General features: G+C 42.2%; 22 protein-coding genes and 4 tRNA genes. 25 read left to right on the forward strand and 1 reads right to left on the reverse strand.

Annotated elements, in window-relative coordinates; all coding sequences use genetic code 11:
• The first annotated feature begins 55 nt into the window (after window positions 1-55).
• From mnmG to HNR53_RS09920, 6 genes are all read left to right on the forward strand, one after another.
• Window positions 56-1,945, forward strand: coding sequence for a tRNA uridine-5-carboxymethylaminomethyl(34) synthesis enzyme MnmG (mnmG, locus tag HNR53_RS09895; RefSeq protein WP_184525444.1), 1,890 nt, complete (start codon window positions 56-58; stop codon window positions 1,943-1,945).
• Between the two features lie 104 nt (window positions 1,946-2,049).
• A complete protein-coding gene (rsmG, locus tag HNR53_RS09900) occupies window positions 2,050-2,766 on the forward strand; it encodes a 16S rRNA (guanine(527)-N(7))-methyltransferase RsmG (RefSeq protein ID WP_184525446.1) in 717 nt (238 codons plus the stop codon).
• Between the two features lie 328 nt (window positions 2,767-3,094).
• Window positions 3,095-3,889: a nucleoid occlusion protein gene (gene noc / locus HNR53_RS09905; RefSeq protein WP_377802195.1), complete on the forward strand. Its 795-nt coding sequence runs from the start codon at window positions 3,095-3,097 to the stop codon at window positions 3,887-3,889.
• 399 nt (window positions 3,890-4,288) lie between these two features.
• Complete coding sequence (locus HNR53_RS09910; RefSeq protein WP_184525450.1) at window positions 4,289-5,050, forward strand: ParA family protein; 762 nt, start codon at window positions 4,289-4,291, stop codon at window positions 5,048-5,050.
• Window positions 5,043-5,921: a ParB/RepB/Spo0J family partition protein gene (locus HNR53_RS09915; RefSeq protein ID WP_184525452.1), complete on the forward strand. Its 879-nt coding sequence runs from the start codon at window positions 5,043-5,045 to the stop codon at window positions 5,919-5,921. Before HNR53_RS09910 ends, HNR53_RS09915 begins: the two co-directional genes overlap by 8 nt.
• A gap of 48 nt (window positions 5,922-5,969) precedes the next feature.
• Window positions 5,970-6,677 (forward strand): DUF554 domain-containing protein, encoded by a 708-nt coding sequence (locus tag HNR53_RS09920; RefSeq protein WP_184525454.1) that lies wholly within the window; start codon window positions 5,970-5,972, stop codon window positions 6,675-6,677.
• A gap of 134 nt (window positions 6,678-6,811) precedes the next feature.
• Here the strand turns inward: HNR53_RS09920 and yyaC are convergent, their stop codons facing one another.
• Window positions 6,812-7,441 (reverse strand): spore protease YyaC, encoded by a 630-nt coding sequence (gene yyaC / locus HNR53_RS09925; protein ID WP_184525456.1) that lies wholly within the window; start codon window positions 7,439-7,441, stop codon window positions 6,812-6,814.
• A gap of 363 nt (window positions 7,442-7,804) precedes the next feature.
• Here yyaC and HNR53_RS09930 point away from each other — a divergent pair, with 363 nt between their 5' ends.
• From HNR53_RS09930 to HNR53_RS10020, 19 genes are all read left to right on the forward strand, one after another.
• Window positions 7,805-8,698 carry a mechanosensitive ion channel family protein gene (locus HNR53_RS09930; protein WP_184525804.1) on the forward strand — a complete coding sequence of 298 codons (894 nt, stop codon included), beginning with the start codon at window positions 7,805-7,807 and terminating at the stop codon, window positions 8,696-8,698.
• Window positions 8,699-8,714: 16 nt separating this feature from the next.
• Complete coding sequence (locus HNR53_RS09935) at window positions 8,715-8,912, forward strand: DUF951 domain-containing protein (RefSeq protein ID WP_184525458.1); 198 nt, start codon at window positions 8,715-8,717, stop codon at window positions 8,910-8,912.
• A 187-nt stretch (window positions 8,913-9,099) separates the two neighbouring features.
• A complete protein-coding gene (gene ychF / locus HNR53_RS09940; protein WP_184525460.1) occupies window positions 9,100-10,200 on the forward strand; it encodes a redox-regulated ATPase YchF in 1,101 nt (366 codons plus the stop codon).
• 300 nt (window positions 10,201-10,500) lie between these two features.
• Complete coding sequence (gene rpsF, locus HNR53_RS09945; protein ID WP_184525462.1) at window positions 10,501-10,788, forward strand: 30S ribosomal protein S6; 288 nt, start codon at window positions 10,501-10,503, stop codon at window positions 10,786-10,788.
• A 58-nt stretch (window positions 10,789-10,846) separates the two neighbouring features.
• On the forward strand, window positions 10,847-11,371 hold the full coding sequence (gene ssb / locus HNR53_RS09950; protein WP_184525464.1) for a single-stranded DNA-binding protein: 525 nt from the start codon (window positions 10,847-10,849) through the stop codon (window positions 11,369-11,371).
• Between the two features lie 59 nt (window positions 11,372-11,430).
• A complete protein-coding gene (gene rpsR, locus HNR53_RS09955) occupies window positions 11,431-11,667 on the forward strand; it encodes a 30S ribosomal protein S18 (protein WP_071396751.1) in 237 nt (78 codons plus the stop codon).
• Between the two features lie 374 nt (window positions 11,668-12,041).
• Window positions 12,042-14,015, forward strand: a complete 1,974-nt coding sequence (locus HNR53_RS09960) for a DHH family phosphoesterase (RefSeq protein WP_184525466.1) — start codon at window positions 12,042-12,044, stop codon at window positions 14,013-14,015.
• Window positions 14,012-14,458 carry a 50S ribosomal protein L9 gene (rplI, locus tag HNR53_RS09965; RefSeq protein WP_184525468.1) on the forward strand — a complete coding sequence of 149 codons (447 nt, stop codon included), beginning with the start codon at window positions 14,012-14,014 and terminating at the stop codon, window positions 14,456-14,458. Before HNR53_RS09960 ends, rplI begins: the two co-directional genes overlap by 4 nt.
• A 284-nt stretch (window positions 14,459-14,742) precedes the next feature.
• Window positions 14,743-16,110: a replicative DNA helicase gene (gene dnaB / locus HNR53_RS09970; protein WP_184525470.1), complete on the forward strand. Its 1,368-nt coding sequence runs from the start codon at window positions 14,743-14,745 to the stop codon at window positions 16,108-16,110.
• A gap of 460 nt (window positions 16,111-16,570) precedes the next feature.
• Window positions 16,571-17,863, forward strand: coding sequence for an adenylosuccinate synthase (locus HNR53_RS09975; RefSeq protein ID WP_184525472.1), 1,293 nt, complete (start codon window positions 16,571-16,573; stop codon window positions 17,861-17,863).
• 138 nt (window positions 17,864-18,001) lie between these two features.
• The gene (locus HNR53_RS09980; protein ID WP_184525474.1) at window positions 18,002-18,154 is read left to right on the forward strand and encodes a hypothetical protein; all 153 of its coding nucleotides are present in this window, start codon (window positions 18,002-18,004) and stop codon (window positions 18,152-18,154) included.
• 314 nt (window positions 18,155-18,468) lie between these two features.
• Window positions 18,469-18,544, forward strand: a tRNA-Lys gene (locus HNR53_RS09985).
• 8 nt (window positions 18,545-18,552) lie between these two features.
• Window positions 18,553-18,624 (forward strand) — tRNA-Glu (locus tag HNR53_RS09990).
• Window positions 18,625-18,691: 67 nt separating this feature from the next.
• Window positions 18,692-18,768: transfer RNA gene (locus HNR53_RS09995), tRNA-Asp, on the forward strand.
• Window positions 18,769-18,975: 207 nt separating this feature from the next.
• A tRNA-Phe gene (locus HNR53_RS10000) sits at window positions 18,976-19,048 on the forward strand.
• Between the two features lie 312 nt (window positions 19,049-19,360).
• Window positions 19,361-20,071, forward strand: coding sequence for a response regulator YycF (gene yycF / locus HNR53_RS10005; protein ID WP_184525476.1), 711 nt, complete (start codon window positions 19,361-19,363; stop codon window positions 20,069-20,071).
• Between the two features lie 6 nt (window positions 20,072-20,077).
• Window positions 20,078-21,910: a cell wall metabolism sensor histidine kinase WalK gene (gene walK, locus HNR53_RS10010; RefSeq protein ID WP_184525478.1), complete on the forward strand. Its 1,833-nt coding sequence runs from the start codon at window positions 20,078-20,080 to the stop codon at window positions 21,908-21,910.
• Entirely contained in the window at window positions 21,901-23,220 is a 1,320-nt protein-coding gene (locus HNR53_RS10015; protein WP_184525480.1) for a YycH family regulatory protein, read from the forward strand. Before walK ends, HNR53_RS10015 begins: the two co-directional genes overlap by 10 nt.
• Complete coding sequence (locus HNR53_RS10020; protein WP_184525482.1) at window positions 23,207-24,010, forward strand: two-component system regulatory protein YycI; 804 nt, start codon at window positions 23,207-23,209, stop codon at window positions 24,008-24,010. Before HNR53_RS10015 ends, HNR53_RS10020 begins: the two co-directional genes overlap by 14 nt.
• The last annotated feature ends 2 nt before the right edge of the window (window positions 24,011-24,012 follow it).

Raw genomic sequence — 24,012 nt, forward strand, 5'->3', positions numbered from 1 at the left:
ATTAAATATAGGACGTGTATTTAGGGAAATAGAAGGAAGTTTGGAGGAACAATTCATGCAATACGAAGCAGGAAGTTATGATGTGATCGTGGTAGGCGCCGGTCATGCAGGCTGCGAAGCGGCACTGGCCGCCGCACGTCTAGGGGCAAAAACCTTAATGGTAACAATTAATTTGGATATGGTAGCCTTTATGCCCTGCAACCCATCTATCGGCGGTCCAGCTAAGGGGGTCGTCGTCCGGGAAATTGATGCCCTCGGCGGTGAAATGGGGAAAAATATTGATAAAACTTATATTCAAATGAGAATGCTGAATACCGGTAAAGGTCCGGCAGTGCGGGCGTTACGCGCCCAGGCAGATAAAGTGGCCTATCAGTATGAAATGAAAAAAACACTGGAAAATGAACCAAACTTGACCCTTGTTCAAGGGATGGCTGAAAGACTAGTGGCAGAGAACGGAGAATGCCGCGGGATCATTACCAAGACTGGTGCAATCTACCGCTCGAAAACTGTCGTGATTACGACCGGTACCTATCTGCGCGGTGAGATTATTATCGGTGAATTAAAATATTCAAGCGGTCCTAATAATCAACAGCCAGCGATCAAGCTTTCTGAACATCTAGAAGAACTCGGATTTCATTTAGTCCGCTTTAAAACGGGCACTCCGCCGCGGGTGAATAGTAAAACGATTGATTACAGCAAAACGGAAATTCAGCCGGGAGACGAGGAACCGCGCGCTTTTTCCTATGAAACAACGAGATTTATCACCGATCAACTGCCATGCTGGCTGACATACACAAATGAAACGACTCATCAGATTATTGATCAAAACTTACACCGGGCGCCAATGTTCTCTGGAATGGTAAAGGGTACCGGGGCACGTTATTGTCCCTCTATTGAAGATAAGATTGTCCGTTTCAGCGACAAGCCGAGACATCAAATTTTCCTTGAACCAGAGGGAAGAAATACGGAAGAAGTCTATGTTCAAGGACTTTCAACCAGTATGCCCGAGGATGTGCAGCATCAAATACTAAAATCCATTGCAGGATTGGAAAAGGCACAGTTAATGAGAGCTGGTTATGCCATTGAGTATGATGCCGTTGAACCATCCCAGCTTTGGCCGACTTTGGAAACGAAAAAAGTCAAAGGTCTTTATACAGCTGGGCAGATTAATGGAACCTCCGGCTATGAAGAGGCAGCTGCTCAAGGGCTGATTGCCGGAATTAATGCCGCGTTAAATGCGCTTGGGCGGGAGGAGCTAATTCTAAGCCGTTCAGATGCTTATATCGGGGTATTAATTGATGACCTTGTCACTAAAGGAACGAATGAGCCATACCGTCTCTTAACTTCACGGGCTGAATACCGCCTGCTGCTCCGCCATGATAATGCTGATCTACGGCTTACTGAAAAAGGGTACAAAATTGGTCTGATTTCTCAGGAGCGTTATGAGAAATTCTCAGAGAAGAAAGAGACCGTTGAAGCAGAAATAAAACGTCTCTCTTCTATTATCTTAAAACCGAATGGGCAGGTCCAAGAACTGATTAAGAGCCTGGGCGGCACTGAGTTGAAGGATGGTGTAAGGGCATCCGATTTATTAAAACGTCCGGAAATGAGCTATGAGCATCTTGAAACACTGACGAAAAGTGACATCGAACTTGATGCTGAGGTGAAAGAGCAGGTAGAAATTCAAATTAAATATCAAGGGTATATTGAAAAATCATTACAGCAGGTTGAGCGGCTGAAGAAGATGGAAGATAAGAAGATACCGGAAAACATTGATTATTCCGCTATCACCGGACTGGCAACAGAGGCCAGACAAAAACTGGAGAAAATCCGCCCGTTGTCCATTGCGCAAGCCTCACGCATTTCGGGTGTCAATCCGGCAGATATTTCAATCCTGCTGGTCTATTTGGAGCAAGGGAAAATAGCCAGGGTGACGAACGAGTAAAGACGCAGAGCGAAAAAGCAGCGCGGTGATGTCCGGCATAGATGCAAGATTGTGTATTTCGGGTAGACCTGGCTTCTTAGACTGTACCAAGAAAGGGTTTTTAAATGAATCAGGAACAATTTATCCAATTGCTGGCTGAAAGGGGAATTACTCTTACAGACCGGCAGCTGGAGCAGTATGAAATATACTATGAAACACTCGTTGAATGGAATGAAAAAATGAATTTAACCGCTATTACAGATAAGAGCGAAGTCTATTTGAAACATTTTTTCGACTCTCTCACTGCTGGCTTTTATTTTGACTTTAATCAAGATTTATCCCTGTGTGATGTGGGAGCAGGTGCAGGTTTCCCAAGTATCCCGATTAAGATTGCCTTCCCAGGGATCCATGTGACGATTGTCGATTCATTGAATAAACGAATCCACTTTTTAGAACATCTGGCGAAAGAATTGAAGCTTGAAAATGTTCGTTTTATTCATGACCGCGCGGAAACCTTCGGCCAGCTTAAAGGACACCGTGAATCCTATGATATCGTAACGGCTAGAGCGGTAGCAAGAATGTCTGTATTAAGCGAATTATGCCTCCCGCTTGTAAAGGTTGGAGGAACGTTTATCGCGATGAAGGGATCAAGCGGGCAGGAGGAATTACAAGCTGGGAAAAAGGCCATTACACTTTTTGGAGGGTCCGTAAAAGAGAAATATTCCTTTTTATTGCCTGTTGAAGAAAGCGAGCGAAATATTTTTCTGATTGCGAAAGAGAAGCCGACTCCGAAGAAATATCCGCGGAAACCCGGCACTCCGAATCGGAGCCCTATAGAGTAAGAGTTACTTTTGTAAAAAAATATGGCATAATGAAATGAATGAAATTTTTTTGTCACATTAATGGAGGAACTGCCACAGTGCAGGAAGTTCATTTTATTACAATAATAGCAATGTTATTCCGATGAAATAAATGACAGGTTCCCTGTGCGCATGAATGAGGGGAGATTATTCTTTGTGATAGCAGGACTTGTCGGTTTTTTCAAGAAATAACTATTAGGGAGTTTCGTAAAGGTGGTGCAGGGTGTTGAAGCATACTTTTTCACGCATATTTGGCCTCGGCGAAAAGGATGATCAAATAGAAACGGATAAAATAACCGATCCAAATGCTATTGAGGAAATAGCTAAGAATGAAGAAATCAATAAAGTTCCAATTGATGACATCATTCCAAACCGTTTTCAGCCTAGAACCATTTTCGATGATGAGAAAATTGAAGAACTTTCCCGTACGATTCATACACATGGGATCATTCAACCGATTGTCGTCCGTCCCCTTGAAGACGGTGGATTTGAAATCATCGCAGGTGAGCGAAGATGGCGTGCAATGAAAAAGCTTGGCTGGGATTTGGTACCGGCTATTATCAAAGATTTTAATGATACCGAAACGGCTTCCGTGGCATTAATTGAAAACCTGCAGCGGGAGGAACTTTCGCCAATAGAAGAAGCCATTGCCTATGGAAAGTTGCTTGAACTGCATCAATTAACACAGGAGGCATTGGCGCAGCGCCTTGGAAAGGGTCAGTCAACGGTTGCAAATAAACTGCGGCTTCTCAAATTACCGCAGGAAGTACAGGATGCTTTATTAAATAAAACGATTACCGAACGTCATGCACGTTCCCTTATTCCCTTGAAGGATCCAGAAAAACAGGTCAAACTGCTGACAGAGATTATCGAAAAGAATCTGAATGTAAAGCAGACAGAAGATCGTGTCGTCAAAATGCTTGGACAGACACAGGAAAAACCAAAGCCGAGAAGAAAGGCATTCAGCAAAGACGTCAGAATTGCTGTAAATACCATCCGGCAGTCACTGTCGATGGTTTCAGATAATGGGATTAATCTTGATTCGAAAGAAGAGGAATTTGAAGAATACTATCAATTTACAATTAAAATACCGAAGAAAAAATAGACGGCACATGTCTTATCTCTCTAAAAAGGCTGACTCGCGGGGATTGGATTTCAATGTAAATGCTGCAGCTAACATGTTTCTCCTACCATAGCAGCCGCAGTTTTAGGATCCAGACCTATCTACTGCTGCGTCAGCCCCTTCTCTCTTTCTATTATTCTCATAAATATGAATGACCCCGCCTTCCTCCAAAAATCTGCCTCAGGATCGATCAAGTTTCAGTGCTTGAACGACCCCTCATAGTTGAAAAAATCCCCTAAAAATAGGAAACTATAATCAGCTTCAACTTTTAGAAAAAAACGATCATCTCTCCCCATTCGTGATAAAATAAGAGACAGATTGCTATTTTTAAAGAAAAGTATAAAAATAGAAAGAATCGTTGAATTGAAGGTAGGTGACACCATGGGCAAGGTCATTGCAATCGCAAACCAAAAGGGCGGTGTGGGTAAAACCACAACTTCTGTTAATCTGGGCGCCTGTTTAGCTTACATAGGGAAAAAGGTGTTGTTAGTTGACATAGATCCGCAAGGGAATGCAACAAGCGGAGTCGGGATCGAAAAGGCCGACGTTGATGAATGCATTTATAATGTATTGGTCGATGATGTCGAAGCTGCAGAGGTCATCATGGCAACAAATGTTGAGAATCTTTCCGTCATCCCTGCAACTATCCAGTTGGCAGGAGCGGAAATCGAACTAGTGCCGACGATTTCAAGGGAAGTACGTCTGAAAAGGGCACTTGAAGCAGTGAAGGATGACTATGATTTTATTATTATCGATTGTCCTCCCTCTCTTGGATTATTAACCCTTAATGCATTAACAGCATCCGATTCTGTCCTCATTCCCGTCCAGTGTGAGTATTATGCGTTAGAAGGATTGAGTCAGCTGCTGAACACAGTTCGGCTTGTGCAAAAGCATTTAAACAGTGAGTTAAAGATTGAAGGTGTCTTATTAACGATGTTAGATGCCAGAACCAATCTCGGACTGCAGGTGATTGAAGAGGTTAAGAAATATTTTCAAAGTAAAGTATATCACACCATTATTCCACGAAATGTTCGTCTTAGTGAAGCTCCCAGCCATGGTGAACCTATTATTATTTATGATCCGAAGTCGCGCGGTGCTGAAGTATATTTAGATTTCGCAAAGGAAGTGGTGGGAAATGGCTAAAGGCCTTGGAAAGGGGCTGAATGTCGGGAAAGGGCTTGATGCGTTATTCCAAAATGCTGAAGTTGAAGTGGAAGAAAAGATCAGTGAAATCAATCTAAAGGATTGCCGGCCAAATCCCTATCAGCCCCGGAAAATATTTGATCAGGAAGCCATTGAGGAGTTAAAGCAGTCCATTCTCCAGCACGGTATTTTGCAGCCGATTATTGTAAGAAGCACCATTAAGGGCTATGAAATAGTAGTCGGAGAAAGGCGGTTTCGGGCGGCACGTGAAGCGAAGCTGGAGAAAATTCCAGCCGTCGTCCGCGAATTGACAGAGCAGCAAATGATGGAGATGGCTGTGCTTGAAAACTTGCAGCGTGAAGACTTAACTCCGATTGAAGAAGCATCAGCTTATCAGCTATTATTGGAAAAACTAAATATCACCCAAGATGAATTAGCAAAGAAACTTGGGAAAAGCAGACCGCATATTGCGAACCATATTCGGCTTCTTTCACTTCCGCCAAAAATCCAGCAGCTCATTTCTGAGGGGAAAATTTCAATGGGACATGGAAGGGCGCTTCTTGGTCTGCGCAAGAAAGATTCAATTCCGGCAGTAGTGGATAAAATTTTAAAAGACGGATTAAATGTCCGCCAGCTGGAGCAATTAATTCAGCAGTTAAATGAGCACGTTTCACGTGAAACAAAAAGGACACAGAAGCCGGAAAAAGATGTATTTATTAAAGCACAGGAAACAACACTAAGGGAAAGATTTGGCACGAATGTTCATATTAAACAAACGAAAAATAAGGGTAAAATCGAGATTGAGTTTTTTACAAAGGAAGATTTAAACCGGATTTTAGAGTTATTAGAGACAACACAACACGACGATTAAACCATCATTATTACAGGATGGTTTCTTTTTTGAGATTGGAGAAGGAATATGTTTTTGCTTGGAACGATTGTGAACAGCGCACTAATTATTGTTGGGTCGATCATTGGAAGGTTTCTCCACAATATTCCTGAAAAAGTAAAAGAAACTGTGATGCATGGGATTGCTCTGACCGTTACCGTTTTAGGATTACAAATGGCATTAACTACAGGGAATTTCCTCATTGTCATATTGAGTATCGTGTTTGGCGCGATGATAGGCGAGTATTTTAAGTGGGAAGAAAAATTAAATTTGCTCGGGCAATGGCTCGAGAAGAAAGCTGGTTCAAAGGGTGAAGGGAAAATCGCCCAGGGGTTCGTTACGGCCACCCTCATCTTTGTCATTGGAGCAATGGCCATTTTAGGTGCATTGGACAGCGGCATCCGCAACGACCATGATATTTTGATTACAAAAGGAATTATCGACGGCTTTACCGCTTTTATTTTAACGACCACATTGGGATTAGGGGTCATCTTTTCTGCTTTACCTGTCCTTTTATATGAAGGGCTGATTGCTTTATTTGCGACGCAGATAGATCGGCTGATTCCGGCAGCATTAATGGACCAATTTATTACGGAAATGACGGCAACTGGCGGGATTATGATTATGGCGCTTGGTCTGAACTTAACCGGGCTATTGAAGATTCGTGTTGCTAATCTTTTACCGGGGATCATTGTCGTAGGGGTGATCGTAACCATCCTTTATTTTCATCCCCTGTAAAATGCTGCGTTCATGTTCAATATCGAACACATCGTATGGAGGGCAGCCAACGATAGAGAAAAATAAAAAGACTGACTTCATCCCATGATATCTAGAGAAGATAGCATGGGATGAAGTCAGCTGCCCGTGTTCTGTTAGTTAGTATTTTCCTGTTCCAAGGTCCATTGCAATTTGGAAAAGTGATGTTTAGGTTTGTAGTACATACTAGCCTCATAAATTCCGTCGGCAATGGTTTTTGCCATCCTCATAACAAGATTGAGTCTTGTATTTTGCAGTACATAATACTCCATAAATCCACTTACATTGACGATGCCGCTGATGTGAATATCACCTACAGCGGGAAGTTCCTTATTGACACCTGCACCTGGTTTGATGGGCCCATTCCCGATTTGGATGATCCCGACACTCTTTAATCTCCCTAAACAGGCATCGATCCCAATAATAAATGAATTAGGATGTGAATGTTTGATGTCGCTTAACTTTTCCGCTAAATTTAATGCATGGATTGGCTGATCCAGTGTACCGTAAATATGAAATGGGTGAACGTTTTTTTGTTCAAGAAATGTTCCAATTAACGGTCCCAGGGAATCGCCGGTTGAGCGGTCTGTTCCAATACAGACAAAAATAATCGGTCTTGCACTTAATGCAGGAGGGATTAAATGGAACAGGCTCCTCCCTACTTGATTTACAGCATCTCGTTCGTCGTGGATGATTCTTATGTGTTCATTTTTCACTTTATCAAATAAACTTGGTTTAAAATTCAATACATTCACCCCTAATTGTAGAAGCTGTAAATTAATGTACTGCTGCTGCCATTGATTAGACCGGCATTACCATCACCATGTTTGTTTAAAAGCGGCGGTCTCTCCGCTTTTTGCTGGAGTACCGTTGTCGTATTTCTATTATTATACGGTTTTTTCTGGTAATCTATACATGTCTGCAATAATTATTCTACAATCGGGAAAAATAAGAGGAATTTACTATTAATGAGAATAGGCCGTAATTCATATCGATTTATTGCTAAAATAGAGCGAAAAGCGGAAGCGGCATTGAAAAAAGACAGACTGGTTTTCTCGAAGCAGCCTCACGAGGTTTTATATTTACTTTGAAAATGAGAAGGTGAAATGATGAACGATTTAGAAAAGGGAACACAAGAAGTAATTGAGAAAACCCTCAATGAGGACTTATGGATAAATATTGGCGTCGCGTCTTTAAAAATATTAGCGATTTTTATTATTAGCGGAATTGTGATTAAGGTAGGTAAGGCGGCGATTCATAGGATTTTTAAAGTAAGGCAGATGTCTCCTTTAAGAACCTCTGAGCGCCGTGAAGCTACGATTATGAAACTGCTGCAAAGCGTTCTCACATATGCTGTTTATTTCATTGCGCTTATCATGTTCCTGTCCAATCTAGGGGTGAATGTCAGTGCCATTCTTGCCGGAGCGGGGGTTGTTGGTCTTGCCGTAGGTTTTGGTGCCCAAAGTCTTGTCAAAGATATTATTACCGGCTTTTTTATTATCTTTGAGGATCAATTTGCTGTAGGGGATCATGTTAAGATTGGTCAGTTTGAAGGTGATGTGGAAATGATAGGTCTGCGTACGACCAGAGTTAAAAGCTGGACAGGCGAAGTCAATATCATTCCAAATGGAAGTATTATAGAGGTGACCAATTTTTCCGTCCACAATAGTTTAGCAGTGGTCGACATCAGTGTTGCCTATGAAGAAAATATCCAGGAAGTAGAAGCGCTTATCCAAGATTTATTGCTTTCTCTCAATGGTAAATATGAGGAGATTGTCAAGCCGCCTGAATTGCTCGGTGTTCAAACATTAGCGCCATCCGAGGTGATTATCCGGGTAACCGCTGAGACCCTGCCGATGCGTCATCTATTTATTGCCAGGGAATTAAGAAGGGAAATTAAACTATGTCTCGATAAGCACGGCATTGAAATACCTTATCCAAGAATGGTGATGTATTCACGTCCGGAAACTGAGAGCGGGTTAAAAAGAGAAGTCGGAAGCTGAATAGGGGGTTTTTTATATGGAGGAAAAACAATTTGGCTTAAACGATGTTGTTGAGATGAAGAAGGCACATCCATGCGGGGAAAATCGCTGGAGAATTATTCGCTTAGGAATGGATATCCGCATAAAATGCGAAGGTTGTTCACACAGCGTTTTAATCCCGAGAAAAGAATTTACCCGAAAAATGAAAAAAGTATTGGTGAAGCACGAAGAATAAGTAAAGAATCATTCCCTCAGGGGTCTGGCTAAAGGTCAGGCCCCTTACCTTTTCTCTTTTCCTTATTTAGGCGGGCTTGCACATTTCCCATGAAATATCTATAATTGTTTGAGGTCTGTATTGAATTTTAAATGTATACATCATTTTTATCATATACGTTTTTATTTTACCCTGAGGAGTGACGAGGATGGCTTTAACAGCTGGAATAGTAGGTTTACCAAATGTGGGAAAGTCCACATTATTTAATGCAATTACACGTGCAGGTGCTGAATCTGCCAACTACCCATTTTGTACGATTGACCCGAATGTTGGGGTGGTAGAGGTTCCCGATGGACGCCTAAACAAATTAACGGAACTGGTGCAGCCAAAGAAAACCGTGCCGACTACATTTGAATTCACGGATATTGCCGGTATTGTAAAAGGTGCCAGTAAAGGTGAAGGTCTGGGAAATAAGTTTCTTTCCCATATTCGTGAAGTAGATGCCATTTGTGAGGTTGTACGCTGCTTTGCTGATGAGAATATCACTCACGTTTCCGGAAAAGTTGACCCGATTGACGACATTGAAACGATCAACCTTGAACTGATCCTCGCTGACCTTGAATCAGTAGAAAAAAGAATCGGTCGTGTTGAAAAACTAGCAAAGCAAAAAGATAAAGATGCTGTCATTGAATTTGAAGTATTACAAAAGCTAAAGGAAGCATTTGAAGCAGAAAAGCCTGCGAGAACAGTCGAATTTACGGACGATGAATTGAAAGTGGCAAAGGGACTTCATCTCCTTACCATTAAACCAGTATTGTATGTGGCCAATGTCAGCGAAGATGATGTAGCTGATCCGTCGGAAAACGAGTACGTACAAAAGGTTAGAGAATACGCGGCAAACGAAAGTGCCGAAGTGATTGTTGTCTGTGCCAAAATTGAAGAGGAAATTGCTGAACTTGAAGCAGAAGAAAAGGAAATGTTCCTTTCCGAGCTTGGCATTCAGGAATCAGGTCTTGATCAATTAATCCGTGCCGCATACAGCCTCCTTGGACTGGCTACCTACTTTACAGCCGGTGTGCAAGAGGTCCGCGCTTGGACATTCAGAAAAGGCATGAAGGCGCCGCAATGTGCCGGTGTCATTCACTCCGATTTTGAAAGAGGTTTTATCCGCGCTGAAACGGTCTCTTATGAGGACTTACTCGCAGCCGGAAACATGACAGCAGCCCGCGAAGCCGGCAGAGTCCGCCTTGAAGGAAAAGAGTATATCGTCCAAGACGGAGACGTCATGCACTTCCGCTTTAACGTATAAAAACGTTCAACCTCCCCTCTACTGTTCGTGCAGAGGGGTTTCTGTATTTGGGGAATATAGTTAACGGGAATAATTTATATTATTGATGGGCTGCGATCTTGAGCAAGCCCTTTCTATACGCAGTAAAGAACCGTGCGCAGAGAAGGATAGCAGCCCAACAATCCCTATTACTATAATATTTTTTTCTTCCTCTCTTCATTGCTTTTCTGGAAACATTCTGCTATAATTTTAACTTGTGAGTAATGAATAATTGCTCCTTGCCCTTAATCGGGCCGTTTAGACCAAAAGGAGGTGAATGTGATGAGAAAGTACGAATTAATGTACATCATCCGCCCAAATATTGAAGATGAAGCGAAGAAAACTCTAGTTGAGCGTTTCAACAACGTTTTAACTGATAATGGTGCGGAGTTAGTTGACTCAAAAGAATGGGGTAAACGCCGTCTAGCTTACGAAATCAATGATTTCCGCGATGGTTACTACCAACTTCTGCATGTAAATGCGCAGCCAGCTGCAGTCGAAGAATTCTCTCGTTTAGCAAAAATTAACGAAGATATCATTCGTCATATTGTAGTAAAAGACGAAAAGTAATTTTATATAGATCACTTTTGTTTCCGAGAAATGAGTCTGGTGGAAGGAGTTGATTCTGATGATGAATCGTGTTGTGTTAGTCGGTCGTTTAACAAAGGATCCGGAGTTGCGTTATACGCCGAGTGGAGTTGCAGTTGCTACCTTTACCTTAGCTGTTGGCCGTAATTTTACTAATCAGCAAGGTGAACGGGAAACGGACTTTATTAACTGCGTGGTTTGGCGCCGCCCAGCAGAGAACGTAGCAAACTTCTTGAAAAAAGGAAGTCTTGCCGGCGTTGATGGACGTATTCAAACACGTAACTATGAAGGACAAGATGGCAGACGGGTATATGTAACTGAGGTTTTAGCAGAAAGTGTGCAATTCCTTGAACCAAAAGGAAGCTCAAATGCTGGCGGAGGAAGAAATGACTTTGGCAGCTTTGGTGCACCGCCGCCAGAACCCGATATGCCATATGGAAACAACAATCAGAATCAACAGCGCCAGCAAAATCCGCGAAACAATCAAGGATATACACGTGTAGATGAAGATCCATTTGCGCAGGATGGTCAAATTGACATTTCTGACGACGATCTTCCATTCTAATACAACAAACATTTGAACGGATAAATAATATAGCGAAAAGGAGTGAAGAAATCATGGCAATGGGTGGACGCAGAGGCGGACGTGCAAAACGCCGTAAAGTTTGCTACTTCACAGCAAACGGAATCACACACATCGATTATAAAGATGTAGATCTTCTTAAGAAATTCATCTCTGAACGCGGTAAAATTTTACCTCGTCGTGTAACAGGAACAAGCGCTAAATATCAACGTAAATTAACAACTGCTATTAAACGCGCTCGTACTATGGCTTTATTACCATACGTTTCTGGAGAGTAATTTTTTAAAAGAGCATGTTAAAGGACATCCTAAACGATGTCCTTTTTATTTTCCCCAAATTAATACGCCACAGTGTATTTGGGTTCAATATTCTGCCTAAGTTTGCTCAGGCCTGATTCCTTTGAAAATTGAAAGACCGCCGGCACAATAGTTGAACAAGTGTGTAATACTCGATAAAATAGATTCTATACACTATTATAATACAGAGGGAAGCAGTGGCCCTTATCTTGTGCAAGTTCCCGCAATGGAGGCAGAATGTACATCAAGATGGATGGGCTAATGTCCCCCTTTATATTGTAAAGATATTCGGTATAATGAATTTAGGTTTTCATGGATGACTGAAAACCATACACTACTGTTTGGGAGTTGAAGAAATGTCTTCAAACAAAAAAAGGCCATCTATTAATTATCCTCTGTACGGATTGATGGGTATAACAGTGGTGCTTCTAGGGATATTAGCAATGTATAATTGGCCAATAAGTGCTGCCGGTTTTATTTTGACAGCAATTCTGTTCTTTTTTATTTTATTGCGAGATGATCGCCAAAAAGAAGAAATGGCGGAGTATATAGCCACCTTGTCTTATCGGGTGAAAAAGGTTGGCGAAGAAGCACTGCTGGAAATGCCGATTGGGATCATGCTGATAAATGACGAATATGATATTGAGTGGGTAAATCCATATATCTCCTCTTCCCTCTACGGAGATTCACTAATCGGAAAGTCACTGTATGAAGTGGATGAAACGATCATTTCCTTTATTAAAAACGATGAGGAAACAGCGACACATGTGATTAACGGGCGTTTTTACCGTATTTTATTTAAACGGGATGAAAAACTGTTTTACTTTTTCGATGTTACTGATCAAGTGGAAATTGAACAGCTGTATGAGGATGAGCGGCTGGTTTTCGCTACAATCTTTCTTGATAACTACGATGATGTGACCCAGGCGATGGATGATACAACGAGAAGCGGCCTCAATAATTTGGTTACCTCGATATTGAACAAATGGGCGCAGGAAAATGAATTCTTCATCAAACGTGTGTCATCGGATCGGTATCTTGCGGTCTTGAACGAACGTATTTTACGGGCATTGGAAAAAAATAAATTCACCATTTTGGATGAAGTTCGAGAGGCAACTGCGAAACAGAACGTATCCTTAACGCTTAGTATCGGGGTGGGAAGTGGTGACTTGGCTCTGCCGGAGCTTGGGGAACTAGCCCAGTCCAGTCTGGATCTTGCTTTAGGACGGGGCGGCGACCAGGCGACGATCAAACAGCCGAACGGAAAGGTAAAATTCTACGGTGGAAAAACGAATCCAGTGGAAAAAAGAACGAGGGTCCGAGCACGGGTGATTTCCCATGCCTTGAAGGAATTAGTCATGGAAAGTGATAAGGTCATTATCATGGGGCATAAGTATCCCGATATGGATGCTATCGGCGCTTCAATCGGTATTCTTAAAATTGCCCAATTAAATCACCAAAAGGGTTATATTGTCGTAAATCCTCATGAGATCGATAAAGGCGTTAAAAAGCTGATGGATGAAATTAAAAAGAATGACCATCTCCAGTCTAAATTTATTACCTCCGAGGCCGCTCTGGATCTTGCCACCGATGATACGCTGCTTGTCATTGTCGATACGCACAAGCCCTCTATGCTAATTGAAGGAAAATTATTATCAAGAAGCGGCAAGGTGGTTGTGATTGACCACCACCGGCGCGGGGAAGAATTTATTCAGCATCCAATTCTGGTCTATATGGAGCCGTATGCCTCCTCTACTTCAGAGCTTGTCACAGAGCTGCTTGAATATCAGCCAAAAACAGGTAAAATTGAGATGTTAGAGGCTACCGCACTACTAGCCGGTATCGTGGTCGATACGAAAAGCTTTACACTTAGAACAGGTGCCAGAACCTTTGACGCGGCATCCTACCTGCGTGCCCATGGGGCTGATACGGTCCTTGTACAGAAGTTTTTGAAGGAAGATGTGGATACGTATATCAAAAGGTCAAAGTTAATTGAAAATGTCCACTTTTATCAAGGCAGCATTGCAATTGCTACAGGGACTCATGGCAAATTTTATGATCAAGTGCTTATTGCTCAGACCGCTGATACGCTGTTGACAATGGAAGGTGTTTCAGCCTCCTTTGTCATCTCATACCGCTCAGAAGACATGATTGGGATCAGTGCCCGCTCACTTGGCGAAATCAATGTGCAGATTATTATGGAATCACTTGACGGGGGCGGTCACTTAACCAATGCCGCCACACAAATTACGGGAGTATCGATTGAACATGCAGAGGAATTGCTGATAGCGGCAATCGACGACTATTTTGAAGGGAGACAACAGGAATGAAGGTAATTTTTCTCAAAGATGTTAAAGGTAAAGGAAAAAAAGGTGAAGTAAAAAACGTGGCAGACGGCTACGCGCAAAATTTTCTCCTCAAACAAGGGTTGGCAGTTGAAGCAAACCAGGCTGCTATCAGTACATTAAATGCACAAAAGAAAAAGGAAGAAAAACTGGCGGCTGAGGAATTGGATGAAGCGAAAAAGTTAAAAACAGTGATTGATGAATTGACAGTTGAATTATCAGCAAAGTCTGGCGAAGGCGGCCGTTTATTTGGTTCCATTACGAGTAAACAAATAGCGGAAGAGCTGCAAAAGAAACATGGTATTAAAATTGATAAACGTAAAATAGAACTTGCAGATGGAATCCGTGCATTGGGCTATACAAAGGTACCAGTGAAACTGCATCTAGAAGTAACAGCTACTTTAAACGTCCATGTAAAGGAAGCTTAATGCATCCTCATTTTGGAAGTACCATTTCCGCAAAAACGTGTTAGAATATAGGAGTGCCTAAAAATGTGATCAGTTGTCTGGTCACATTTTTTTGGGGAAATATAAACTTTCACACCTTTTGTACTCTGAATGCTGTTACTTCGCAGGTTTCCGACTAACGCGATTGACGTACCGGGTTGAAAAGGTGTTTTTTGTATGGATGATATTTTTTTGAAGATAATGATAGATTGCTATAAAAGAGTTATACTTAAGTTTTAGAGGAGAAAATTTTGGGGGGTTAATAGATGAGTGAATTAATGGCGGATAGACTCCCTCCACAAAACCTGGAGGCCGAGCAGGCTGTATTAGGGGCTATTTTTCTTGAGCCGTCATCGCTTACGTTGGCATCCGAAATCTTGCTTCCGGAGGACTTTTATCGTGCCGCCCACCAGCGCATTTTCGATGCAATGCTGAAGCTGAATGATAAAGGTGAGGCGGTTGATTTAATTACCGTGACTGAAGAGCTTGCCGCAGCAAAGTTGCTAGAGGATATAGGCGGCATTAGTTATTTAAGTGAACTGGCCGGTTCTGCACCGACAGCTGCAAATATAGGATACTATGCAAAAATTGTTGAAGAGAAATCAATCCTGCGCCGCTTAATCCGCACAGCGACGGAGATTGCCCAAGAAGGCTACAACCGTGAAGATGAAGTAGATTCCCTCCTGGGCGAGGCAGAAAAAAGTATTATGGAAGTATCGCAAAGGAAGAATTCCGGGGCCTTCCATCATATCAAGGATGTTCTTTTTCGTGCGTATGATAATATCGAAACCCTCCACAATAGAGTCGGGGATGTAACAGGGGTTGCCACTGGGTTTGCTGAGCTGGATAAAATAACAGCCGGCTTCCAGCGGAATGATTTAATTATCGTCGGGGCCCGCCCATCGATGGGGAAAACAGCCTTTGCCTTGAACATTGCTCAAAATGTTGCGACAAAGACGGGCGAAAATGTAGCCATCTTCAGTTTGGAGATGGGTGCTGAACAGCTGGTTATGCGTATGCTTTGTGCAGAGGGCAACATTGATGCGCAAAGACTGCGTACAGGGACATTGACGGATGAGGACTGGGGCAAGCTGACCATGGCGATGGGAAGCTTATCTAATGCAGGGATTTTCATTGATGATACACCGGGTGTCCGCGTTCAGGACATTCGCGCGAAATGCCGCCGTTTAAAGCAGGAGCAAGGCGGTTTAGGCATGATTATGATTGACTATTTACAGTTAATTCTCGGCAGCGGACGTTCCGGGGAAAACCGTCAGCAAGAGGTTTCCGAGATTTCGCGGTCATTAAAGCAGCTGGCACGTGAGCTGGAGGTTCCCGTCATTGCCCTATCCCAGCTTTCCCGCGGTGTCGAACAGCGCCAGGACAAGCGACCGATGATGTCTGATATTCGTGAATCAGGAAGTATCGAGCAGGATGCCGATATCGTGGCATTTTTATATCGTGATGATTACTATGATAAAGAATCGGAGAACAAGAATATTATCGAAATCATTATTGCCAAACAGCGTAATGGTCCGACCGGCACTGTCTCTCTCGCCTTTGTAAAGGAATATAATAAATTCGTTAATCTCGAAAGACGCTTCGATGATTCAGCCATACCGCCCGGTGCGTAAAGACTTATAGGGGATTTTCCTTATAAGTCTTTTTTTGTTAAATAGTTATTTTGGGATAAATAATGGTTGTGTTAAATGGCAATATCTACTTTGAAAAACCTGTTGATTGGAGCGGAAGGCATGAAGACTCCTCCGAAAATGCTGTGCATTTTCATCGTGCGTGGGCGGATTCGAGGAAGCTTATTCAATGTCCTGCAGGAACAGCGAGACAGACGAGACCCCGCAGGCACCAAGTGTCGAGGAGGCTCAGGCGTAGATGAGCGGAAAGCGAAGTGCCTGAAGCGGAAATCAACAAACATGTATAAAGGATCTAAAATGATAGTTTGATATATTTACGAACATATTAATATACTTTCAATAAAATGTTCGTGTTTTGTTGATTTATGTGAAAATCATTGGTAAACTAAAGAATGTTTGATATATAAAAATAATGAGCGAACCTTTGGAGGTGCTTTTTTTCATGTCGTCAGTAGTAGTGGTTGGATCACAATGGGGAGACGAAGGAAAAGGGAAAATTACAGACTTTTTATCAGAAAATGCTGAAGTAATTGCCCGTTATCAAGGCGGAAATAACGCTGGACATACCATTCAATTCAATGGTGAAAAATATAAGCTTCATTTAATTCCTTCTGGAATCTTTTATAAAGAGAAAATTTGTGTCATCGGCAACGGGATGGTAGTTGATCCGAAGGCTCTTGTTGAAGAATTAGCCTATGTCCATGCAAAAGGGATCACGACAGATAATCTTCGCATTTCGAACCGTGCGCATGTAATTCTGCCTTATCATATCCGTCAGGATGAGGTAGAAGAAGAACGTAAAGGTGCAAACAAAATTGGTACGACGAAAAAAGGTATTGGTCCTGCTTATATGGATAAAGCAGCCCGTAACGGAATCCGCATTGCTGACCTTTTAGACCGTGAAGTGTTTGAAGAGAAGCTGGCACACAATTTAAAAGAAAAAAACCGTATGTTTGAACTTTTTTATGAAACTGAAGGTATTAAACTGGAAGATATTTTAGATGAATACTATGAATACGGACAGCAAATTAAACAATATGTGTGTGACACATCCGTTGTCTTAAATGATGCACTGGATGAAGGCCGCCGTGTTTTATTCGAAGGTGCGCAAGGGGTTATGCTTGATATTGACCAAGGTACATATCCATTTGTTACATCTTCAAACCCTGTAGCAGGCGGTGTAACGATTGGTTCCGGTGTTGGCCCAACGAAAATTACTCACGTTGTCGGCGTATGTAAAGCCTATACATCACGCGTTGGTGATGGTCCGTTCCCAACGGAATTACATGATGAAGTCGGCAATCGTATCCGCGAAGTTGGCCGTGAGTACGGTACAACGACTGGTCGTCCACGCCGTATCGGCTGGTTTGACAGTGTTGTCGTCCGCCATGCCCGCCGTGTCAGCGGATTAACAGATCTTTCACTTAACTCAATCGATGTATTGAGCGGTCTTGAAACAGTGAAAATTTGTGTAGCTTACAAATATGATGGTACAGTTCTTGAAGAATTTCCGGCAAGCTTGAAGATTCTATCTCAATGTGAACCAGTTTATGAAGAACTGCCAGGCTGGCCAGAGGATATTACAGGCTGCCGTACGCTTGATGAGCTGCCAGCAAATGCCCGTCACTATGTTGAGCGTGTATCTCAATTAACAGGTATCCCTCTTTCTACATTCTCCGTGGGACCTGACCGCGATCAGACAAATGTAGTACGCAGCCCTTGGCGCAATAACTAAGAAATACGAAGGAGGAGAAGCGATTTACCCTTCTCCTCTCTTTTCTGCTTACTAAAAGGCAATTACTGCGAATCACTGTGGAGTTTTATATTTTTGGCTGTGTTAAAGGTCAATGTTGATTTTGGAGGACTTTGTTGATTGGAGTGGAAGGCACGAAGACTCCTGCGGGAACAGCGAGACAGACGAGACCCCGCAGGCACGAAGTGGCGAGGAGGCTCGACGGTCGCCCGCGGAAAGCGAAGTGCTTGGAACGGAAATCAACAATCAAGTTTAACAGAGCCATATTTTTAAAAAATAATAAAAAAGTTTTAAAAAAATGATTGCATTGATACAGAATGATGTGCTATTATAAAAAGCGTCGCCAAGAACGATAAGTTTTCGACACGATTCATTAGGGTAGAATTTTTATATCGAGTCATTAGCTCAGTTGGTAGAGAGTTGCATCGTCCCGCAGGGGATGCGACTTGCAACAAAAGCAGAAAGCTTTTGAAGCACAACGACCACTAGATTCTTGTAGGAACGAACAATTTATACGGCTTTGTAAATGAGCCGGTAGGGAAAATTGGACTAACTGCTATCTAGTTGTAGGGTTCTAATTTTATATTGAGTCATTAGCTCAGTTGGTAGAGCATCTGACTTTTAATCAGAGGGTCGCAGGTTCGAATCCTGCATGACTCACCATTGTTATTGGCCCGTTGGTCAAGCGGTTAAGACACCGCCCTTTCACGGCGGTAACACGGGTTCGAATCCCGTACGGGTCACTAGAAAAGCAAAAGCGCCTTGATAGGCGCTGGAGCTTAATATACTAGATTTTGAATAAACCATATTGGTCCGGTAGTTCAGCTGGTTAGAATGCCTGCCTGTCACGCAGGAGGTCGCGGGTTCGAGTCCCGTCCGGACCGCCATCTTTATTCCAGCAGGTCCCTGCTGTTTATATAGATTTTATATAATTAGGAATAAATACATAAGGTTAAAGGTACAGAACTTCATACGGCTCAGTAGCTCAGCCGGTAGAGAGCCGCAGCGTCCTAAAGAGGAAGCGGCTTGCAACAAAAACCAAAGGTTTTTGAAGCACAAACTACTAACTAGTTGTAGGGTTCAAAATTTAATATGGCTCAGTAGCTCAGTCGGTAGAGCAATGGACTGAAAATCCATGTGTCGGCGGTTCGATTCCGTCCTGAGCCATCCTTTGCAAAAGACATGTTATGCATGTCTTTTTTTATTGCCCCTTGAAATCTATCAATCTACTGCTATAGTAGACTAATCCCTCGCCGTCTTCCCCCTTCTGATTCATACTTTCGCCAATATTAGGAAAACAAACCGCCATAGAAAAGGATGAATTTCAAGCTATAAAATGATAAAGTAAATGAGGGAATATATAGGGTTTAAGCGTAATCCTAAAAATCATGATGATAAATTGACGGTCAAATAGCCAGCCCATCATCCGTATTGTTTAATGATGTATATAAATAGACAAATTGTAAGGGGGACACAGGGATGGATAAGAAAATACTTGTTGTTGATGATGAAAAGCCAATTGCCGATATATTGCAGTTTAATTTAAAAAAGGAAGGCTATGAAGTACATTGTGCTTATGACGGCAATAAAGCTCTGGAAATGGTTGAAGAAGTTATGCCGGATATTGTTCTTTTGGATATCATGCTGCCGCAGCGCGATGGCATGGAAGTGTGTCGTGAGATCCGGAAAAAATATGATATGCCGATTATTATGCTGACGGCTAAAGACTCCGAAATTGATAAAGTACTCGGGCTTGAATTAGGTGCAGATGATTATGTAACGAAGCCGTTCAGCACGAGGGAATTAATTGCCCGTGTAAAGGCCAATTTACGGCGCCATCAGCAGGTGCCGCAAGCGGTGGAGGAAGAAGAGACGAATGAAATTGAAATTGGTTCATTAATCATTCACCCGGATGCCTATATTGTCTCAAAACGCGGCGAAACGATAGAACTGACTCATCGAGAATTTGAACTGCTCCATTATTTATCCAAACATATCGGACAAGTCATGACCCGCGAGCATCTACTGCAAACAGTATGGGGATATGATTATTACGGTGATGTCAGAACCGTTGACGTAACCGTTAGACGTTTAAGAGAAAAAATAGAGGATAATCCAAGCCATCCGACCTGGATTGTCACAAGAAGGGGTGTTGGATATTATCTCCGAAATCCTGAACAGGAGTTATGATCATAAATGAAAAAGGTTAGTTTTTTTCAATCGGTACATGTTAAAACAGTTCTCATTTACATGCTCCTCATTATCATTGCGATGCAGATTATCGGCGTGTATTTTGTTAGACAATTAGAAGCAACCTTAAAGGACAATTTTAAAACATCGATTATTGATAAGGTTAATATCCTTTCTTATTATTTAGAGGAACAGCTAACGCAGGAAAAACCCCCTGAGGACGGTGCCGCGTCCGTTGAGGAGGGGGTTAGAAGACTGTTATTGGATTACCGCTCAGGTGACATTGCCGAGGTTAGGGTCATTGATGGAAAAACATTAAAAATCATCGGTACATCTGAACCTGACAACCAGATAGTTGTGGGGCAAAAAACAACAGATACCAGAATCCGCCGGACCATTGCTACCGCTCAGTCCGATGATCAGGAACTGGTTGAACCGGAAACAGGGAAAAGAATCTGGGTCTTGGTTTCCCCTGTTAAATCAAACGGAGAAGTTATCGGCGCTGTTTATGTCGTATCGAAAATAGAAAATGTATTTGGGCAGATGCAGGACATTAACCGGATTTTTTCAACCGGTACAGCACTTGCACTGGCTATTACAGCCATACTCGGGATTTTTCTGGCCAGGGCAATCACAAGGCCGATTACCGATATGCGGCGGCAGGCATTGGCGCTCGCAAAGGGAAACTTTTCCCGCAAGGTTAAAATCTACGGGCATGATGAGATTGGGCAATTAGCGGCGACATTTAATACATTAACAAAGAAGCTTCAGGAAGCTCAGGCGACAACGGAAAGTGAGAGACGAAAGCTGTCTTCTGTTCTCTCCTCCATGACGGACGGAGTGATTGCAACGGACAGAAGAGGCCGTGTCATTCTGATTAATGAACCAGCCCTGCAAATGCTGGATGTTTCACGTGAAACGGTCCTGTCCACTCCACTTGTGTCCCTTCTTGAACTGGAAGAGGAATATACATTTGATGAATTGCTTTCTGAGGGAGAGTCTGTGCTGCTGAATTACAGTACAGCGACGAACCCGTATATTTTGCGCGCTAATTTTTCCATCATTCAAAAAGAAACTGGATTTGTTAATGGTTTAATTACGGTGCTGCATGATGCAACGGAGCAGGAAAAAATCGAAATGGAGCGGCGTGAGTTTGTTGCCAATGTATCCCATGAGCTTCGGACTCCTTTGACAACGATGCGAAGCTATATCGAGGCATTGGCAGATGGGGCATGGCAGGACAAAGAAATCGCCCCTAACTTTTTGAATGTCGTACAAAATGAAACAGAACGAATGATACGGCTCGTAAATGATCTGCTTCAATTGTCAAAAATGGACAGTAAGGATTATAAATTATCAAAGGAATGGGTTGATTTAGTTGTGTTTTTTAACCGTATTATCGACCGCTTTGAACTGACAAAGGAAGAGAATATCAACTTCGAAAGAATGCTGCCGGAAAAGGCGATTCTAGTGGAAATCGATCCTGATAAATTGACCCAGGTCCTTGATAATATCATTTCCAATGCTTTAAAGTACTCACCTGCGGGCGGACAGATTACGTTTAAAATTAAAGAGAAGGAAGATGACGTGGTTGTCAGCATCAGCGACCAAGGAATGGGGATTCCAAAAGGAAAAGTCAGCAAAATATTTACCCGCTTTTACCGCGTTGATAAGGCGAGAACACGGAAGCTTGGCGGAACAGGCCTCGGGCTGGCTATTGCTAAGGAGATGGTTGAAGCCCATGACGGTCAAATCTGGGCAAGAAGTATCGAAGGAAAAGGAACAACCATTTTCTTTAGTCTTCCTTATGAAAAGTATGAGGAGGATGAATGGAATTGACATATGAAAATATTAAGTCCATCATCTTAGGCATTCTGATTGTGACCAGTTTGCTTTTAACCTGGAATTTATGGACCTATCAGCCAAGCTATGAAGAATTACCGAATTCGAAGGTAGTGAAGGATGTGTCCCTTGGTCCTGAAAAAAAGATAAGCGACATTGTAAGACCAAATCAAGTTGTCTTCCATCTTAATAATCAGTATTTTGGTACCACGTCTGACCTAGAGATAGAAAAGGTCATGAGTGAAATGAGAGGCTGGACGTTAGGGAATTTTACAAACATTTCTTCCGAAGTGGCGAATATCTCTTCCCTGATTAGCCGGGATGAGATGGTTGAAATCTTTTACCCAGGCAGCATTTCACTTAATACTTTTAAAAGTATCATACCGATTAAAGATGTACCGAATTTTACCTTCGATCAAATCGTCATTAATATGGATGTTCAGCAAAGGAATAACGGGATCATCTACTTTGTTTCACAGGGAGAAAGACGAATCTACGAAACCCCGGTCCCTGCATCGTTTATTGTTGAATTTAAACAAAGGTACAGCGAATATGCGCTGCAGCAATATACAAAGTATGTTCCGTACCGCCTTGCCACAGAAAAGCCGATTTATTTGCCTGAGGGTGAAACAATATTAGACAGTTATAACTATCTCTTTAAAGATATTGATTCCGAGGATTTAAAAAATGCCTTATTCATTGATCCGAGCGTTGTGGAGAAAAATTATATTTCAACCGGGAAGGAATTTACGGATGGGCAAAGTTTGATGAGGGAAGACCTCGATTCCAGTATGATTTATTATGTTAATTCTGCAGTTGCTGATAATTTAGAGGATGATTCTGAGGACTTACTGCAGAGAAGTATCAATTTCGTCAATGGTCATGGCGGTTTTACTGATAACTACCGCTATTCCGGTATTGATCGCGAGCAGAAATCAGTTTTGTTCCGTCTTTATGATACCGGCGGTCACCCTATCTTCGGGCAAAATGACCCGATGTCGGAAATCCGCCTCGTCTGGGGAGAATCGGATATCAGCCGTTATGTACGCAATAACTTTTACCTTGGATTGTTGACACAGACGAATAAAGTAAAATTAATATCGGGTCCGGAAATGGTGAATTCACTTATTATGAAGGGGTATGATATTGATCGCATCGAGAATATCGTCATTGGCTATCAAATGTCGAAGCAGGATGCCCAGTCACTGTTAATCTACTTGGAACCTCGCTGGTATATTTTATATGATGGTATATGGGAGTCCTTTACTTTTGGAGGTACGGGAGGGGAAATAGATGGATTGGAGTAAAATTAAAACGATATTTATTATTTCCTTTCTTATCCTCGATATTTATTTGGTATACGAGTTTTTTAAAATACAAGTGACCAATGAATATGAAATTCAGACAGAGGCTTCGATTGAAAAGTGGCTCAAGGCAGATGAAATTGAATATGGTCAGCTGCCAACAGGGTATCGGGAGGAATATTATTTAAAGGCGAGGCCGAAGGTTTTTAAAGAGGAAGATACGGAAAGAGCGATTTTCTTCGATCAAACAGTTACGATTATCGGCAGTACGGCATTGGAATCCGTATTGGACAAGCCGTATAAAATCAAGGATAAGTTTGAGCCATCCGACCTCGGCGGTTTTATTAAAACCCATATTCTATACGGAGAGCAGTACCGCTATTGGGAAAAGGACAATGAAAAAAGGACGATTACGTACTATCAGCAGTATCAGGGGAAACCTTTTTATCAAAATATCAATGGCGAGCTGAAGTTTCTTTTGAACGAGGAAAATGAAATTATCTCCTATGAACAGACCTATTTGTCTGAGATTAAAGAACTGTCAGAATCGGAAAAAATTATCCAGCCGATTAATGCCATCGAGACATTATACCAAGGCGGTTATTTGGATCCGAAAAGTAAAATCACAAATGTTGAATTAGGCTATTATACTCTCGTTCCGCTTTCAGACACAACACAGGTAATGAATCCGGCATGGTGTTTTGTCATCAATGATGAGAAAAGATTATTTGTCAGTGCCTTTGAGGGAAAAATCGTTGATTTAAATGCAAAAGGGAATAAAGAAGTGGAGTGAGG

Source organism: Bacillus benzoevorans (assembly GCF_014207535.1).
Classification (GTDB): domain Bacteria; phylum Bacillota; class Bacilli; order Bacillales; family Cytobacillaceae; genus Bacillus_BD; species Bacillus_BD benzoevorans.

Coding starts and splice junctions, on each gene's coding strand:
- HNR53_RS09920 (WP_184525454.1), top strand. CDS start 5,970: ATGTTTTTGCTTGGAACGATTGTGAACAGCGCACTAATTATTGTTGGG.
- HNR53_RS09915 (WP_184525452.1), top strand. CDS start 5,043: ATGGCTAAAGGCCTTGGAAAGGGGCTGAATGTCGGGAAAGGGCTTGAT.
- rpsF (WP_184525462.1), top strand. CDS start 10,501: ATGAGAAAGTACGAATTAATGTACATCATCCGCCCAAATATTGAAGAT.
- HNR53_RS10015 (WP_184525480.1), top strand. CDS start 21,901: ATGGAATTGACATATGAAAATATTAAGTCCATCATCTTAGGCATTCTG.
- HNR53_RS09975 (WP_184525472.1), top strand. CDS start 16,571: ATGTCGTCAGTAGTAGTGGTTGGATCACAATGGGGAGACGAAGGAAAA.
- walK (WP_184525478.1), top strand. CDS start 20,078: ATGAAAAAGGTTAGTTTTTTTCAATCGGTACATGTTAAAACAGTTCTC.
- rsmG (WP_184525446.1), top strand. CDS start 2,050: ATGAATCAGGAACAATTTATCCAATTGCTGGCTGAAAGGGGAATTACT.
- HNR53_RS09910 (WP_184525450.1), top strand. CDS start 4,289: ATGGGCAAGGTCATTGCAATCGCAAACCAAAAGGGCGGTGTGGGTAAA.
- HNR53_RS09960 (WP_184525466.1), top strand. CDS start 12,042: ATGTCTTCAAACAAAAAAAGGCCATCTATTAATTATCCTCTGTACGGA.
- rplI (WP_184525468.1), top strand. CDS start 14,012: ATGAAGGTAATTTTTCTCAAAGATGTTAAAGGTAAAGGAAAAAAAGGT.
- mnmG (WP_184525444.1), top strand. CDS start 56: ATGCAATACGAAGCAGGAAGTTATGATGTGATCGTGGTAGGCGCCGGT.
- HNR53_RS09930 (WP_184525804.1), top strand. CDS start 7,805: ATGAACGATTTAGAAAAGGGAACACAAGAAGTAATTGAGAAAACCCTC.
- dnaB (WP_184525470.1), top strand. CDS start 14,743: ATGAGTGAATTAATGGCGGATAGACTCCCTCCACAAAACCTGGAGGCC.
- HNR53_RS09935 (WP_184525458.1), top strand. CDS start 8,715: ATGGAGGAAAAACAATTTGGCTTAAACGATGTTGTTGAGATGAAGAAG.
- rpsR (WP_071396751.1), top strand. CDS start 11,431: ATGGGTGGACGCAGAGGCGGACGTGCAAAACGCCGTAAAGTTTGCTAC.
- ssb (WP_184525464.1), top strand. CDS start 10,847: ATGATGAATCGTGTTGTGTTAGTCGGTCGTTTAACAAAGGATCCGGAG.
- yycF (WP_184525476.1), top strand. CDS start 19,361: ATGGATAAGAAAATACTTGTTGTTGATGATGAAAAGCCAATTGCCGAT.
- ychF (WP_184525460.1), top strand. CDS start 9,100: ATGGCTTTAACAGCTGGAATAGTAGGTTTACCAAATGTGGGAAAGTCC.
- HNR53_RS10020 (WP_184525482.1), top strand. CDS start 23,207: ATGGATTGGAGTAAAATTAAAACGATATTTATTATTTCCTTTCTTATC.